At 62.7% G+C, this 15,897-nt stretch carries 16 protein-coding genes; 1 reads left to right on the top strand and 15 read right to left on the bottom strand.

Translation table 11 applies throughout. The features are described from left to right. Positions 1–36: 36 nt before the first annotated feature. From FJQ55_RS08825 to yajC, 4 genes are all read right to left on the bottom strand, one after another. A complete protein-coding gene (locus FJQ55_RS08825; RefSeq protein ID WP_140827252.1) occupies positions 37–891 on the bottom strand; it encodes a phytoene/squalene synthase family protein in 855 nt (284 codons plus the stop codon). 23 nt (positions 892–914) lie between these two features. Continuing rightward, on the bottom strand, positions 915–1,313 hold the full coding sequence (locus tag FJQ55_RS08820) for an Mth938-like domain-containing protein (RefSeq protein ID WP_140827251.1): 399 nt from the start codon (positions 1,311–1,313) through the stop codon (positions 915–917). A 4-nt stretch (positions 1,314–1,317) separates the two neighbouring features. After that, positions 1,318–3,873 (bottom strand): protein translocase subunit SecDF, encoded by a 2,556-nt coding sequence (gene secDF / locus FJQ55_RS08815; protein ID WP_140827250.1) that lies wholly within the window; start codon positions 3,871–3,873, stop codon positions 1,318–1,320. Positions 3,874–3,940: 67 nt separating this feature from the next. After that, positions 3,941–4,288, bottom strand: a complete 348-nt coding sequence (gene yajC / locus FJQ55_RS08810; protein ID WP_140827248.1) for a preprotein translocase subunit YajC — start codon at positions 4,286–4,288, stop codon at positions 3,941–3,943. Between the two features lie 208 nt (positions 4,289–4,496). Here yajC and FJQ55_RS08805 point away from each other — a divergent pair, with 208 nt between their 5' ends. After that, complete coding sequence (locus FJQ55_RS08805) at positions 4,497–5,369, top strand: ATP-binding protein (RefSeq protein ID WP_140827247.1); 873 nt, start codon at positions 4,497–4,499, stop codon at positions 5,367–5,369. 75 nt (positions 5,370–5,444) lie between these two features. Here the strand turns inward: FJQ55_RS08805 and FJQ55_RS08800 are convergent, their stop codons facing one another. From FJQ55_RS08800 to nagZ, 11 genes are all read right to left on the bottom strand, one after another. Beyond that, the gene (locus tag FJQ55_RS08800) at positions 5,445–6,989 is read right to left on the bottom strand and encodes a LysM peptidoglycan-binding domain-containing M23 family metallopeptidase (protein ID WP_140827246.1); all 1,545 of its coding nucleotides are present in this window, start codon (positions 6,987–6,989) and stop codon (positions 5,445–5,447) included. A 185-nt stretch (positions 6,990–7,174) separates the two neighbouring features. Further along, positions 7,175–7,828, bottom strand: coding sequence for a protein-L-isoaspartate(D-aspartate) O-methyltransferase (locus FJQ55_RS08795; RefSeq protein WP_140827244.1), 654 nt, complete (start codon positions 7,826–7,828; stop codon positions 7,175–7,177). Beyond that, the gene (surE, locus tag FJQ55_RS08790; RefSeq protein ID WP_140827243.1) at positions 7,825–8,595 is read right to left on the bottom strand and encodes a 5'/3'-nucleotidase SurE; all 771 of its coding nucleotides are present in this window, start codon (positions 8,593–8,595) and stop codon (positions 7,825–7,827) included. Before surE ends, FJQ55_RS08795 begins: the two co-directional genes overlap by 4 nt. Before the next feature lie 22 nt (positions 8,596–8,617). Further along, complete coding sequence (gene serS, locus FJQ55_RS08785) at positions 8,618–9,901, bottom strand: serine--tRNA ligase (RefSeq protein WP_140827242.1); 1,284 nt, start codon at positions 9,899–9,901, stop codon at positions 8,618–8,620. 109 nt (positions 9,902–10,010) lie between these two features. Continuing rightward, on the bottom strand, positions 10,011–10,820 hold the full coding sequence (tatC, locus tag FJQ55_RS08780) for a twin-arginine translocase subunit TatC (RefSeq protein ID WP_140827240.1): 810 nt from the start codon (positions 10,818–10,820) through the stop codon (positions 10,011–10,013). Beyond that, a complete protein-coding gene (tatB, locus tag FJQ55_RS08775) occupies positions 10,817–11,644 on the bottom strand; it encodes a Sec-independent protein translocase protein TatB (RefSeq protein WP_140827239.1) in 828 nt (275 codons plus the stop codon). Before tatB ends, tatC begins: the two co-directional genes overlap by 4 nt. 112 nt (positions 11,645–11,756) lie before the next feature. Further along, positions 11,757–11,966 (bottom strand): twin-arginine translocase TatA/TatE family subunit, encoded by a 210-nt coding sequence (locus FJQ55_RS08770; protein ID WP_062283192.1) that lies wholly within the window; start codon positions 11,964–11,966, stop codon positions 11,757–11,759. Between the two features lie 12 nt (positions 11,967–11,978). Further along, a complete protein-coding gene (locus tag FJQ55_RS08765) occupies positions 11,979–13,106 on the bottom strand; it encodes an ABC transporter ATP-binding protein (RefSeq protein ID WP_140827238.1) in 1,128 nt (375 codons plus the stop codon). Between the two features lie 93 nt (positions 13,107–13,199). Next, the gene (scpB, locus tag FJQ55_RS08760) at positions 13,200–13,934 is read right to left on the bottom strand and encodes an SMC-Scp complex subunit ScpB (RefSeq protein WP_140827236.1); all 735 of its coding nucleotides are present in this window, start codon (positions 13,932–13,934) and stop codon (positions 13,200–13,202) included. Between the two features lie 5 nt (positions 13,935–13,939). After that, a complete protein-coding gene (locus FJQ55_RS08755) occupies positions 13,940–14,809 on the bottom strand; it encodes a segregation and condensation protein A (RefSeq protein WP_140827235.1) in 870 nt (289 codons plus the stop codon). Next, positions 14,809–15,837, bottom strand: a complete 1,029-nt coding sequence (gene nagZ, locus FJQ55_RS08750; RefSeq protein WP_140827232.1) for a beta-N-acetylhexosaminidase — start codon at positions 15,835–15,837, stop codon at positions 14,809–14,811. The genes FJQ55_RS08755 and nagZ overlap by 1 nt, the downstream gene beginning before the upstream one ends. Positions 15,838–15,897 lie beyond the last annotated feature (60 nt).

The following is a 15,897-nucleotide window of genomic DNA, read 5'->3' as shown; positions in this document are numbered from 1 at the left end:
GAGCGTGACCACGTGGCAAGGCGGCTCGGCTCGCTCTTACAGGCGGCCGGTGACCAGAAGCCGCATCATCGCCAGCTGACGGCGCCATTGGGGGGCGCGAATCGTGCCGGCAAGTGCAGCTGCGCCACCGCTGGCGGCCCGTTGAAGGACGCCGGAAGCGAGCGAGACAGGCAGGAAAGCAGGCAGCAGGCTCTTGGGGATCGCGCCGCCCGTGCGCGCCTGTTTGAGATGATCAAGACCGTAACCGGCGAAAGCCTCGATTGCGGTCTTCAGTCGCGCAGGCTGATCGTCTGTCAGGAAGGTGTCCCGGTCGAGCCCCGCCGCGGACAAAATCTGGAGCGGTACATAGACTTGTCCACGGCTCCGGTGGATCGGCATCAGCAGGAGGCTACCGGCGACGGCGAGCGCGACGCCCGCATGGCCGACGATCTCGAAGGCGCCTTCTGCCGCCTTCGGGTCCAGCGCCAACGCGGCAAGCTGGATCAGTGCGGCGGAGGTCTCGCCGGCATAGCCTTCGAACATGACAGTGGATTCGATTGGATCGTCGTAAAGGTCGAAGATACGGGCATCGGCCATGGCGATGAGCGGCGCGATCGGCAGGTCGCGCTCGCTGACGGCTCGTAACAGTTCCGCCGCTACAGGGTTCGCTGCCGTCTCGCCATGAGCCGAACCTTCCAGCAGATCACGCCAGTATTGCAGACGGACCTCCCCGGGCAGCGGCTCGCGCACCAAATCGCGAACACGAGCCAGTTCAGCATTGTAAGCATAGAGCGCAACGACGGCGGCGCGGTGTTCGGCAGGTGTCAAGAGGCTCGCCAGATAGCGGTCACGGTCGTATTCGCGCAACGCTGCGAGGCACAGCGCCTCATTGTCCGGCTTCAGCTCGCTCACGGGGCACCTTTCAGGAGCTTTTCTCAGACGGCAATTAATGCCGCGGCGACCGGCCTCTGCTCGGCCAGCATGATGTTATACGTGCGCAGTGCCGCACCGGTTCCCATGGGATCGCTGGCGATCCCTCTCTCTTTCAAGGCCGCCCTGACAGTCGGATCGATCAGTCGAAGCTGGCGGCCCGTGCCGATGATCAGGAACTCGATGCCCGTCTCGGCAAGCACCCGTTCGAAGGAGGCAAGCGTCAGCGGCTGGTCTTCCGTCTGCTCCCAGCCATAAACGCCTGATGGCAGGAAGAGCAGCGAACCACGATGGGACATGTCGGCAAACCGGAAGCCGCCATTGCCATAGGAATCAATCACCGGCTGGCCGGGGAAATGGGCATCGCGGATGACGATGCCCTTGTCACCGAAGCCGAAGACCATCAGTTCAGGCCCCCGCCTTGGCGGCCGCCTTGTCGGCTTCCTTCTCGTCGTCCTTCTGGAAGCTCTCGGGACGCAGCTTGAAGGCGATCAGAACCGGACCGGCGATGTAGATCGAGGAGAAAGTGCCGATCACCACACCCGCAAGCATGGCGAAGGTGAAGGAGCGGATGACCTCACCGCCGAATACATACAGAGCCAGCAGCGCCAGGAAGGTAGAACCCGCCGTCAGAACGGTCCGCGAAAGCGTCTGGTTGATCGATTCGTCGATCAGGACGTCGAGCGGCATCTTCTTATAGCGCCTGAGGTTCTCACGCATTCGGTCATACACGACGACGGTATCGTTCAGCGAGTAACCGATGATCGTGAGAATCGCCGCGATACTGGTCAGATTGAATTCGAAGCCGGTCAGCACGAACAGGCCGAGGGTGAAGATCACGTCGTGCAACGTGGCGATGATGGCCCCGAGCGCAAACTGCCATTCGAAGCGGAACCAGATGTAGATCAGGATACCGAGCAGCGCCACGGCCACGCCGAGTGTCGCAGTGTAGGTGAGGTCATTGGACACCGAAGGACCGACGACTTCGACGCGGCGGAAGTCGTATTGCGCTTCCAGTTCACCGCGCACCTTGGCCAGCGCTGACTGCTCAGCGTTCTCGCCGCCGTCCTGCGCCTGTAGACGGATCAGTGCACTCGATGCATCGCCGAAGCCCTGGGCCTGAACTTCGCCGAGGTTGAGCTGGCTCAGACGCTCGCGGATGTCCGAGAGATCGGCTTCACCCTGACGCACCTTGACCTCGATGATCGAGCCGCCCTTGAAGTCGATGCCGAGATTCATGCCCACGGTGAAGAAGCCGATGACCGAGGCTATAGAGATCACCATGGCGGCTGCGAAGTTGATCTTGCGCATTGCCATGAAGCGGATGTTGCGGTTGTCGAAGAAGCCGGTGCGGATGCTCTTCGGAATGATCTTCGGACGCTTCCAGCGATACCACCGCGCCATGAGCCAGAAGGTCATGGTGAAGGCGGTGAAGACGGTCGTGACGATACCGATGGAGAGCGTAACGGCAAAACCGCGCACCGGACCGGAACCGAGGAAGAACAGAACGACGGCAGCGATGAGCGTCGTCAGGTTGGCGTCGACGATGGTGGCGAAGGCCTTTTTGAAGCCGATGTCGATGGACTGGATGAGCGACCGTCCGTTGCGCGCTTCCTCTCGGATACGCTCGTAGATCAGAACGTTGGAGTCGACGGCCATACCCATTGTCAGCACGATACCGGCAATGCCCGGTAGGGTCAGCGTCGAGCCGATCAGCGTCAGCGCCGCCATGATCATGACGATGTTGGCGGCGAGCGCGATGTTCGCCATCAAGCCGAAGGTGCCGTAGAAGATCATCATATAGGCGACGACGGCGAGTGCGCCGAGAATGCTGGCGGTGACGCCGGCATTGATCGAATCCTGGCCGAGGCCGGGGCCGACGGTGCGTTCTTCAACAACGGTCAGGGTCGCAGGAAGGGCGCCGGCGCGCAGGAGCACGGCAAGATCGTTTGCGCCCTCGACGGAGAAGTTGCCGGAAATCTGGCCGGAGCCGCCGAGGATCGGCTCGCGGATCACGGGTGCGGAAATCACCTGATCGTCGAGGATGATGGCGAAGGGACGGCCGACATTCTGCTGAGTCGCCTGGGCGAAGCGCTGGGCGCCACGGCTGTCGAAGCGGAAGCTGACGACCGGCTCATTCGAGCGCTGGTCAAACGATGCCTGGGCATCGACAAGGTTTTCGCCAGAAATCAGCGCGCGCTTCTCGACGAGGTAGGGCACGGCCGGATCGTCGGTCGAATAGAGCACTTCCGACTGGGCCGGCGGACGCGTGTTGATCGCCTCGGTCACCGGCATCGAGGTATCGACCATGCGGAAGGAGAGCTTTGCGGTCTGGTTGAGCAGAGCCTTCAGACGTTGGGGATCGGTCAGGCCCGGCACCTGGACGATGATCCGGTCTTCGCCCTGGCGCTGGATCAGGGGCTCGGTCGTCCCGAGTTCGTCGACGCGGCGGCGAACGACTTCCATGGACTGGGTGAGCGCCGACGAGACGCGATAATCGATGCCGGGGTCCGTGAGCGCCAGGCGCAGCACGCCGTCTTCGCCGCGTTCCATGGTCACTTCGGTGACCGAACCGCCCGTCAGGCCACCGACGCTGACCGGAGTGGTGAGCGAGCGAAGGGCTTCTTCTGCGGCCGCCAGCTTGTCCGCATCGGTAATCTTGACCTGGATCTGCTGGCCGACACCGGACAGACCCGTATAGCGGATGTTGGCGTCACGCAGCTGCGTGCGCACGTCGCCGACAATGGTTTCAAGCCGCTCCTTGACGATGTCGGCCCGTTCCAGCTTCAGCATGATGTGCGAGCCGCCCTGCAGGTCGAGGCCCAGCGTGACCTTGTTGGTCGGCAGCCAGGACGGGAAGGACTTCAGCGTCTCATCCGAAAAGACATTCGGTATAGCAACCAGAACGCTGACCAGGACGGTCAACCAAATGAACGCAGTCTTCCAGCGGGATGTATGAAGCATGGAACTCTCGAAAAGGTAGCGGAAAACGTAAAGGGCCGGCGCTATGCCGGCCCTGAAATCGGAGAGATCAGGCGGCTGTCTCGGTCTTCACCGGTTCGCCCTTGACGCGGACTTCCGCAACATACTGGCGAAGAACGCGGACCTTCACGCCATCGGCGATCTCGACTTCGAGTTCCTTGTCGTCGATCACCTTGGTCACCTTGGCAACGATGCCGCCGCCCATAATGACCTGGTCGCCGCGGCGAATGGTCGACAGCGTTTCCTCACGCTTCTTCATCTGCGCGCGCTGAGGACGGATCAGGAAGAAGTACCAGACCACCATCAGCGGCGCGAAAAGCAGAAGCATCTCGAAACCGGAACCCATAGCGCCCGTAGCAACGGTCGCGTCCTGGGCAAAGGCTGGCGTGATAAACATGTAGAACTCCTATGAAGCCAAGTGCTGGCGCCGGTCGGGCACCCCCCGTTCAGGTCGCCGGAATATAGTGACCGGGCCTATGAATGCAACAGAAACAGCGTGGGGGCGTACCATTTTCCCAGCCGTTACACTTTCTGTGCGCAAATGCGCGTGATACCGCGTGATCAGACAGGCCGAACACCGCATCAGCGGGCGCTTGGAGGACATGATGACTGATCAGACGATGGCGGCACTGCTTGCCGAAGTGACACGACTTGCCAATGCCGTGGAGCGCCTTGCGGGGCCCGCCCCGGTAGCAAACGATTGGGACGCCGCCGACTGCTTTGTCTGGAACGCCGCGCGGCAACATCTCCAGCCGGTCAAGCGCCCGAACCGCGTGGCACTCGGCCTGATCCGCGGCGTCGATCATGTGCGCGATATCCTGCACGACAACACGCTGCGCTTCGCAGAGGGCTTTCCGGCGAACAACGTTCTGCTCTGGGGCGCCCGCGGCATGGGCAAGTCTTCGCTGGTCAAGGCAGTCCATGCCGACATTCGCGCGACGACTGACGCTCTCCTCAAGCTCGTCGAAGTTCACCGCGAGGACATCGCCTCCCTGCCCGGACTGCTCGAGATCCTGAAAGCCGCGCCCTACCGCATCCTCGTCTTCTGTGACGACCTCTCCTTCGACCATGACGACACCGCCTACAAATCGCTCAAAGCAGCGCTTGACGGCGGCATCGAGGGGCGACCGGACAATGTGCTGTTCTACGCCACATCGAACCGCCGCCATTTGCTGCCGCGTCACATGATGGAAAACGAGCAGTCGACGGCGATCAATCCGTCGGAGGCGGTCGAAGAAAAGGTCTCCCTGTCGGATCGCTTCGGCCTCTGGCTCGGCTTCCACAAATGCAGTCAGGACGACTACCTGACAATGATCGACGGCTATGCCGCCCATTTCAAATTGCCTCTGCCGCAAGCGCAATTGCATCACGAAGCGCTTGAATGGGCCACCACACGCGGGGGGCGTTCCGGCCGCGTCGCCTGGCAATACATTCAGGACCTTGCCGGCCGATTGCGAATTTCGACCGACAACGCCTGATCAGAAGAAGCCTGAACAGAACGAGAAAAGGCCCGGTTGATGCCGGGCCTTTTGCCATTATCTGGTACGCAAAACCTATTCCAGATAAGTGATCGGATTGACCGGAGCCGCATCCTTGCGGACTTCGAAATGCAGCATCGGGCGCGAAACATTGCCGCTCATGCCCGAGGTGGCAATGGTCTGGCCGCGCTGAACCTTCTGGCCGCGCTGGACCGAAATGCTGTCGGCATGACCGTAGACCGTGACCTTGCCGTCGTCGTGGCGGATGAGAACCGTGTTGCCGAGTTCCTTCAACCCATTGCCGGCATAGATGACAACGCCATTTTCGGCAGCCTTGATCGGGGTCCCGGTCGGGACAGAGATGGCAATGCCGTCGGAACGCTTGCCGTCGATATTCGAACCGAAATTGGCAATGACGGCACCGCGGGCCGGCCAGCGATACTTGCCGATGCCGGTTGCCTGCGGCGCGGAGGATTCCGGATCCACCGACGCGACCTCCGAGACCGACTTGGTCGCGGTCGGCGCCTTGTATTCGCCGGGCTGACTTGCGGCCGGAACAGATGCCGTCTTCATCGGATCGGCGGCGACAGGCGTTACAGCGGCCTGGCCAGACTTCTGCGGCAGGGTCAGAACCTGACCGATACGGATTGCACCGGTCGTCAGGCCGTTGACCTTCTTCAGTTCGGCAGTGCTCACCCCGTTCTGCTGGGCGATGCGAGCGATGGAATCACCCGGCTTGACGACATAGGTGCCAGTGCCCGCGCCAGCCGGCGTCTTGCCGGTCGCGGCGAGCGTCGAGCCCTGCTGCTTGTCGCGAGAGCCCGGTACCGTCGGCAGGACGGCGACGTTTTGCTGCTGGCCGTCCGGCAGGCCCGGCTTGCCACCATCGGGGATACCGCTTGCATCGGCAGCCGCACGTGCCGCATTGCCACCGGCAAGGCTCGGAATCACCACCAGCTGGCCGGTTGCCGCATCCGACGAATGCGTCAGACCGTTCGCCTTGAGGATCTCGCGCTCCGGCACACCATAGCGATTGGCCAGCGTGGCGATCGTTTCACCGGGACGCAGGGTGACGCGGGCGGCATTGGCGGTCGACCACTGGCCCTTCTTCGGTGTCGACCCCGTGACGCTGGGTTCGGCCAGGTTCTGCGGCGGAGCGCCGAGCGCCACTGTGCCGTTGCCGTTCTTGGCGGGCATCGAGGGGAAGGGCTGCGCCAGAGCCTGAGCGCGTTCAGAATTGTTGCTGACGGCCGGAGCGCCCATGCCCGACGGAGCGGAGAGCTCGGCCCGCTGAACGGCTGCGGGGGTGCTTGCGGCACGCGCTGCGGCCGGCTGATAGGTGTTCTGCTGGTAGGTGTTCTGCTGGTAGGTGGGGGCCGGCTGGGCCATCGCCTGGCTCTGGCCGTAGCTGCCGCCAATGTTTTCGGCGGGGACCGGCGGCTGCTCACGCAGAGGAGACTGGCCGCGCGGGATTGAAGCGGTTGTCAGATTGTCCGTGGAGAAGACCGAAGTGAAGCGCGAGGCATCCGAACTGCAACCGGCAACGGTGCCTGCCAGGAGAATGGCGCCGCAGATGCGGACGACCGGCAGTCCAGCTTTTGGCGATACACTATTACGCATGACTCGACCCACAAATGACACACATTGATATGGGTTCATTAAAGCGCGTTAGTATTACTGGTCAGTTAACTCCCTGGAATCCACGTGAACTAATTCGACAAAGTGCAGATATGCAGATACCCGACAAAACCCGGCTCACCGGCAATTTCGCCGGCGGATTAGGGCCGAACCGACTGTGACGAAACTCACAACTGCTGGGCGATCTTTGGCTGCAGCGGCAGGAAAGGAACCTCGAAAAGATCCTCGCGCTCGAAGCGGCTGCCGGTCTTGGTCAGGCGCACCATGATGCAGCGCGTCTCGTCGATCATCAGCGGCACGAGTAGCATGCCGCCGGAGACCAGTTGTTCCGCGTAGAAACGCGGCATGGACGGATAGGCGGCCGTCGCGAAGATGCGATCGAAGGTGCCCTCGCCCGGCAAGCCATTCGTGCCGTCGGCCTGGCGCAGGATGACGTTCCGCAGAGCCAGCGTTTCCAACCGTCGCTGCGCGCCCGCGATCAGGGTCTTGTACCGCTCCAGCGAGATGACACGTTCGGCAAGCCTTGCAAGCACTGCGGTGATGAAGCCACTGCCGGTGCCGACCTCGAGCACACGATGGCCGGGCTTCACCTGCAATTGGCCAAGCAGCTTCACCGCCAGATCGGCGCCTTCCATGAACTGCCCGCATTCGATCGGGATCGAGCGGCTGGAATAGGCGCTCGCGGCATACTCTGGAGGCACGAAAGTAGAGCGTGGCGTCTGCTCGACCGCCGTCAGAAGATCGAGATTGGTAACCCCCTCGGCCCGCAGGCGCAGAACGAGAGCTGCAAAACCTTCCCGTTCGAGAAGCGCAGATCTCATCCGAGATCTCCCTGCCCCAACGCTTCCGCCACAAGATCCTGCACCGCATAATCGGTCATATCGAGCTTGAGCGGCGTCACGGACACTTTCTTCGCCCGCAGCGCGTGAATGTCGGTGCCAGCACGGTAATTGCCCTTGCGGTCGCCGAAACGCAGCCAGTAGTAGGGCAGACCGCGACCATCGTGACGTTCTTCGACCGAGAGGCCGAATTCGAGTTTGCCCTGGGCGGTCACCTCGACACCCTCGGCCTCGTCCGGTTCGCAATGGGGAAAGTTGAGGTTGAGGAAGGTGCCGGGTGGCAGATCCAAGGTCATCAGCTTGCGCAAGAGGTCCGGCGCCAGCGCCTCGGCCACGTGCCACGGGATCGGCGCGCCGGCTTCATAGCTATAGGCCTGACTCAGCGCGAAGGAGCGCACGCCATGCACAGTCCCTTCGATCGCTCCGGCCACGGTCCCGGAGTAGGTCACGTCGTCGGCGAGATTGGCACCGGCATTGACACCCGACAGCACCAGATCCGGCTTGCGGTCGAGCACCTTGCGGATCGCCATGATGACGCAATCGGTCGGCGTGCCGCGCAGGGCAAAACGCTTCTCGCCGAGTTCGCGCAGCCGCAGAGGCTCCGACAGCGTCAGAGAATGGGCAAGGCCACTCTGATCGGTCTCGGGGGCCACGATCCAGACATCGTCGGACAGGCTGCGCGCGATCTTTTCCAGAGCCACTATCCCTGGAGCATGGATACCGTCGTCATTCGTCAGCAGGATGCGCATGCCCACTCCGGTGGCGGCCCGATCAGGCCGCCTTTTCGATCTTCTTCAGACCGCCCATGTAGGGCAGCAACACGTCCGGAATAGTGATGGAGCCGTCTTCATTGAGATAGTTCTCCATCACCGCGATCAGGCAGCGTCCGACAGCCGTACCCGAGCCGTTCAGCGTGTGCACGAAGGTCGTGCCCTTGCCGTCCTTGTTGCGATAGCGCGCATTCATGCGGCGGGCCTGGAAATCGCCGCAGACCGAGCAGGACGAGATTTCGCGATAGGTGTTCTGCCCCGGCAGCCAGACCTCAAGGTCATAGGTCTTGCGCGAGCCAAAGCCCATGTCGCCGGTGCAGAGCGTCATGGTACGGAAATGCAGGCCGAGACGCTTCAACACTTCTTCGGCGCAGGCCGTCATGCGCTCGTGTTCGGCGATCGAGCTTTCGGCATCGGTGATCGAAACGAGTTCGCATTTCCAGAACTGGTGCTGGCGCAGCATGCCGCGCGTGTCGCGGCCGGCGGAACCTGCTTCCGAGCGGAAGGATGGGGTGAGTGCGGTAAAGCGCAGCGGCAGCTTTTCCTGGTCGAGTATTTCCCCAGCGACGAGATTGGTCAAAGTCACCTCGGCCGTCGGGATGAGGTAGCGGCTGTCCGTGGTCTTGAACAGATCTTCCTCGAACTTCGGCAGGTTACCGGTGCCATAGAGCGCTTCGGCGCGCACCAGAAGCGGCGACGACACTTCCGTGTAGCCATGCTCCGAGGTGTGGAGGTCGATCATAAACTGCCCGATCGCGCGCTCAAGCCGGGCCAGCGGACCGGTGAGCACGGTAAAACGGGCGCCCGACAGCTTGGCAGCACGCTCGAAATCCATGTAACCGAGGCCTTCGCCGACCTCATAGTGCTCCAGCGGCTTGTGGTTCCAGGTCGGCTTGTTCCCAACCACACGAGCAACGACATTGTCATGCTCGTCCTTGCCGACCGGCACGTCGTCATGTGGGATGTTCGGGATGCGCGACAGGGCATCGTTCAGCTCAGCGGTGAGCTGACGCTCTTCCTCTTCGGCTGCCGGCAGGGTGTCCTTCAGCGAGGCGACCTCCGCCTTCAGCTTTTCGGCCAACTCGGTATTCTTCTGCGCCATGGCGGCGCCGATGTCCTTGGAGGCCGAGTTGCGGCGCGACTGCATGTCCTGCATCGACTGAGCCACGGCACGACGCTTCTGGTCGAGGGCGATCAGGGAAGCCGCCAGCGGTTCTGCGCCACGCTTGGCGAGCGCTGCGTCCAGGGCCTCGGGATTGTCACGGATCCACTTGATATCGAGCATCGTCGTTCCAGGTCTTGTGTTTCGACCGGGATCGGATCTGGCCGGCGGCCACGTCCGGCCCCATGTCGGCATGGGTTGAAGCGGCGCTCGCGGCGGCCGTTCTGGCCGCCTAGTCCGTCGTTGTCGGCATTGCCTCAGCCATCTCGGCCTTGGCCCGGTTGCGCTCGACGAGTCGCGCCGCGTAGATAGCCACCTCGTAGAGAAGGATCGTCGGCAGTGCAAGACCGATCTGGGACAGCGGATCGGGCGGCGTCAGCACGGCTGCGACCACAAAGGCGACGACGATGAAATACTTCCGCTTGTCGGCCAGCCACTTGCTTTCGATGATGCCGACACGCACCAGAAGCGTGGTGATCACGGGAAGCTGGAAGACGAGGCCGAATGAGAAGACCAGCGTCATGATCAGGCTCAGATACTCGGACACCTTGGGCAGCAGCGAAATCGCCACTTCGCCCTCGCCCGGGCTCTGCTGCATGGCGAGGAAGAACCACATGACCATGGGCGTGAAAAAGAAGTAGACCAGCGACGCGCCGATCAGGAAGAGCACCGGCGAGGCGATCAGAAACGGCAGGAATGCCGCACGCTCGTTCTTGTAAAGACCGGGCGCCACGAACTTGTAGATCTGCGACGCGATCACCGGAAAGGCAATGACCATGGCGCCGAAGGCTGCGACCTTCACCTGGGTGAAGAAGAATTCCTGCGGTGCCGTGTAGATCAACTCCGCCTTCGTCACATCAAGCCCGGCCCACATCACTGCCATCTTGTAGGGCACGACCAGCAGGTTGAAGAGCGGCTTGGCAAAATAGAAGCAGACGAGGAAGGCGACGAAGAAGGCGCCTAGCGCCCAGATCAGCCGGGTCCGCAGCTCAATCAGATGTTCGATCAGCGGCTGCGGCTTGTCATCGATATCGCCGCTCATGCGCGATCCTCACTCTTTTTCGGGCGCGACTTGCGGGACCCAGGTGCCGTAGCCTGAGGATCGGCAACAGGGTCGGCTGCGGAAGTCGTCTTGGCAGAAGCGGTTTTCGTGGCCGCCGTCTTCGTGGACGGAGCCTTTGCGGTTGCCGGCTTGGGCTGGCGGGTCTTGGCCGCCACGGGCACTGGAAGAACCTCGGGGGCCGCAACCACAGCCTTGGATGCGCTGACCCTCGGCTTTGTCAACTTCACCGGAGCGGAGACCGGAGCGGAGACCGGAGCGGCTTCGGCCACGGCCGCTTTCTTCGCGGGCGCCTTGCGGGGCTTGCTCGCGGATGCGGGGACGGGGGTAACGGAGGCGGGCTCGCTTTGCGCTGCCGCTGTCGCTGGAGGGGCAACGGGCGCGAGATCCGGCGGAACCGTGGCTGCCCCTGTCGGCAGATCCGGAAGAATCGAGTTTTCCGTCGGTGTTACGCCGGCGGCAGCTGCCGCCATAGATGAGGAGGCGGGCGTCGCATTGTCCATCCGCGTCGCCTTTTGCAGGTCGGACTTGATGTCCTGTCCCATCTGGCGAAGCGGGTTCAGAGTTTCACGGATGGAATTGGCCGGGTTCATCGAACGCAGGTCGTTGACCGAGTTCTTCAGGTCGTCGAGCTCGGCCTCGCGCAGCGCCTCGTCGAATTGAGCTCGAAACTCGCCAGCCGTCTGGCGCAGGCGCTTCGTCATCTTTCCGAAGGCGCGGATCATCGGGGGAAGGTCCTTGGGACCGACCACCACAATCAGGATCACGGCGATCACCAACAGCTCGGTCCAGCCAATATCCAGCATTCCAACGGGCTCCTGATGCCGCGCCGTATCGTCGCCCTCGACGCCTGCGGCCTATCCCATACCAATGCGGGCGGCCCGGAGGGCCACCCTTTCATCGTTCCAAGAGTATCGATTACTTGGTTTCGTCGAGCTTATGGTCGACGGTCTTGGCCGAAGTCGAGGTCGAGGCGACATCATTGTCGTCTTCGTCGCTCATGCCCTTCTTGAAGCTCTTGATGCCCTTGGCGACGTCGCCCATCAACTCGGGGATCTTGCCACGACCAAAGAGAAGCAGGACGATCGCCAAGACGATGATCCAGTGCCAAATGCTAAACGAACCCATGCCTGCCACTCCTTAGATTGTCGTTTCCCCGATGTAGGGGGTTTCCGTTGTCTTTTCAAACACCAAAATATCCTTGGGCTCAACCGCAATCGTTACATCACGGGCACCCGGCGACAAGATGTCCGCCTTGATGCGGGCACGGACCGGTGTCTCCGTGCCGGGGACGGCAAGATCAAGCAGTTCGACGACGCCCAGGAAGCGCCGCGCGACGATGCGGGCGGGGATAGGACCACCGGTCTCGCGAACGGACAGGCCCGACAGACGCACGGCCACGGAGACCTCGCAGCCCTCGCGCATACCAGCCGCATCCGCCCGGCCGAGCGGGGTTTCGACCGCCCCTCCAGACACCCGACCGGCGAACTCATTGATCTCCGAGAAGAAGGCAGCGGCAAAAATATCGCGCGGTCGGCGATAGAGATCGTCGGAACTGCCGACCTGGACGAGGCGGCCGTCCTTCAGAAGCGCGATGCGGTCCGCCATGCGCATAGCCTCTTCCGCGTCATGGGTGACGACGACGGCGGTCGCGCGGGTCTCACGCAGAATTGCGAGCGTGTCAGCCCTGACTGTGTCCTTCAGCCGCGAATCAAGTCCCGAAAACGGCTCGTCCATCAGGAGCACGCTCGGCCGGGGAGCCAGTGCGCGGGCAAGCGCCACGCGCTGCTGCTCACCGCCGGACAGCGCGTGCGGATACTTGTCGGCATAATGCGACAGCCCTACCCGCTCTAGAGCAGCACCAGCCTCGGCAATTGCTTCCTTGGCCGGCAGCGCAGTCAGACCAAAACGGACATTGTCGAGCACGCTCATATGCGGAAAAAGGGCAAAGTCCTGAAACATCAGACCAATGCCGCGCTTTTCGGGCGGCAGAAACCCTCCGGGGCCCGCCACTTCCCGGTCGTTGATCACGACGCGCCCACTGGTTTGCGCCTCGATGCCGGCGGCAATGCGCAGCAACGTCGTCTTTCCCGAGCCGGAGGGCCCAAGCAGGCAAAGCACCTCCCCCGGTTCTGCCGTCAGCGACAGGCCGCGAATGGTTTCCTTGCCGTGATAGCGGTGGCGGATATCTTCGAAGGTGAGACGGGCGGCGAATGTCACGCCCGCCGTCCGCTGACCGTTTCCGTGCCTGGTCTTCGCTAGGTTCATTCCATCGTCCGCGCGGCCGGTCCGCCCTCGCCGCGCCGGTCATGCCGGACTTCGAGGGTCCGGAAGGGGCCGGTTACCATTTAAAAGCTGACCCTATTCCTCTGCTTCACCGCCCGGAGTCAAGAGGCCGAGTTCCTCCAGATCGAGCTGGGTGATCGGGTCCTCCTCGTCTGTCAGGTCGTCGGAGCCGAGTGGCATGGGAATATTGAAGTTGGCGGGGATGCGACCGGAGAGCAGCCCTGCCCCCTTCAACTCTTCCAGGCCCGGAAGATCGCGCAGTTCCTCAAGGCCGAAATGGTCGAGGAAATCGCGGGTCGTGCCGAGTGTTACGGGGCGACCGGGTGAGCGGCGACGACCGCGAAAACGCACCCACCCGGCTTCCATCAACACGTCGAGCGTACCCTTGGATGTCTGAACGCCTCTGATGTCCTCTATCTCGGCGCGTGTGACCGGCTGGTGATAGGCTATGATCGCCAGCACTTCGAGGGCGGCGCGCGACAGCTTCCTGACTTCGGTTTCGTCCTTGCGAATGGCGAAGGAAAGATCGGCCGCCGTGCGAAAGGCCCAATGATCGTCGACCTGAACCAGGTTCACGCCACGACCGGCATAATCATCCTTCAGCTTGTGCAGAATGGCGCGGGCATCAATGCCGCGCGGCAGGCGCTCCTCGATGAAACCGGTTGAGACCGGCTGGGCAGACGCGAAAACCAGTGCTTCGGCAATTCTGAGCGCCTCTCCCTCCCGCTGGGCAAGGGCCGCCTCGTCGACGACCGGCTCGTCGTCTTCGTCGATCCCATCATCCATGGGTGCTGCATCGACCTCGCTCATGGCCTTCACTCGACCGCATGGAGCGCTTCGGCCTTCGGGCCGCCGCGCATATAGATCGGCTGGAAGGCACCCTCCTGACGGATTTCCAGCCGGCCTTCACGCACGAGTTCGAGCGAGGCGGCGAAGGCGCTCGCAATTGCGGTGACGCGGTCTTCGGGCGACGCCAGGAAGCGAATGAGGAACTGATCGAGTGCCGTCCAGTCGGCGATCTCCCCGATCATTCTGGTCAGGATGCCGCGCGCATCGGCGAGTGACCAGACCCGACGACGTTCGATGGTCACCTGAGTGACCGCCTGCCGCTGACGCAACGAGGCATAGGCCGAGAGAAGATCGTAGAGGCTGGCTTCATAGGCGCTTTCGGCGCGGGCCGGCACGTGCTCCGGCGCACCGCGAGCGAAGACATCGCGACCGAGCCGATTACGGTTGACCAGGCGGGAGGCCGCGTCGCGCATGGCTTCCAGGCGCTTCAGCCGGAAGGCGAGCGTTGCGGCCATCTCTTCACCAGAGGGACCGTCGTCCTTGGCCTGCTGCGGGATCAGCAGGCGCGACTTCAGATAGGCGAGCCAGGCCGCCATCACCAGATAGTCGGCTGCGAGTTCGATCCGTATGCGCCGTGCGCTTTCGATGAACTGCAGATACTGTTCTGCCAGCGCCAGCACAGAAATCCGTGCAAGGTCGACCTTCTGGTTGCGGGCCAGGAACAGCAGAAGATCGAGCGGACCTTCAAAGCCGGCCACATCGATCAGCAATGCCGGGTCGCTTGCGGCCCTTTCCTCGGCATTGTCCTGCCAGAGGCTGTCCATCGGCGTCGGCGCCGGCGTCTCGGCATTAGAGGGCCGGTTGATAACGGTTGGATGGACGGGGCCGCGCACCATCAGGCGACCGCCATCAAGCTTTGGAACTCGTCGCGCAGCGTTTGCTCGTCGGCATTGTCGGGCGCCGCGAAGGCCGCTTCGACGGCGTCTGCCCGGGCACGTGCCTCGCCCGAGAGTTCCGAGACAGCGGCCGCCACTGCCTGCATCTCGTCCATATGGCCGTGGCAATGCAGGACAACGTCGAGCGCCGCTGCTATGCGGACGGCTCGCTCGCCGATCGAGCCCTGCAATGCGTTCATAGAGATATCGTCCGACATCAGAAGCCCTTCGAAGCCGATGGCCTTGCGGATGATCTCCTCGGTCACGATGCGTGACGTCGAGGCCGGGTGATCCGGGTCAATATCAGTATACACGACATGGCAACTCATGCCCATGAGTTCGTTGGCGAGCGCCTTGAACGGCACAAAATCATGCGCTTCGAGTTCGGCACGTGGCACGGTAACAACCGGCAGATCATGATGACTGTCGGCCATGCCGCGACCATGGCCGGGCATGTGCTTCATGACCGGCAGTACACCGCCCGCCTTCAGACCATCCGCAGCCGCCCGCCCCATCCTGGCAACCACATGCGGGTCGTTCGAATAAGCGCGATTGCCGATCACATTGCTGGCGCCGGCGATCGGCACGTCGAGCACCGGAAGGCAGTCGACATTGATACCCAGCCGGTAAAGATCGAAGGCATGCAGGCGCGACATCAGCCAGGCGGCGCGCAGCCCCTTTTCCGCATCCGCGTCATAGAGAGCGCCGAGATCGGCGCCCGAGGGGTAACGCGGCGCGATCGGCTCGCGAATGCGCTGGACGCGACCGCCTTCCTGGTCGATCAGCACCGGCACCTGGGCACTTCCCCCGACCGTGTCGCGCATCTCCGCGACCAAGTCCTTCACCTGTTCGGCCTCGCCGATATTGCGGCCGAAGAGGATGAAGCCCCAGGGCTGCTCGTCGCGATAAAAGGCCTTCTCGTCTGCCGACAGGCGCTGGCCGAGGCAACCAAGGATCATGGCTTTGGAGGAAGAACGGGTCTGGGTCATGGGCGAATCATACCGGGGGTAAGAGAAAAGCCGAAGGTGTCGGCGGGAGACGGATGGGGG

It is taken from the genome of Rhizobium glycinendophyticum (assembly GCF_006443685.1).
Taxonomy (GTDB): Bacteria; Pseudomonadota; Alphaproteobacteria; order Rhizobiales; family Rhizobiaceae; genus Allorhizobium; species Allorhizobium glycinendophyticum.
This window is presented reverse-complemented; position numbering and strand designations above follow the sequence as displayed.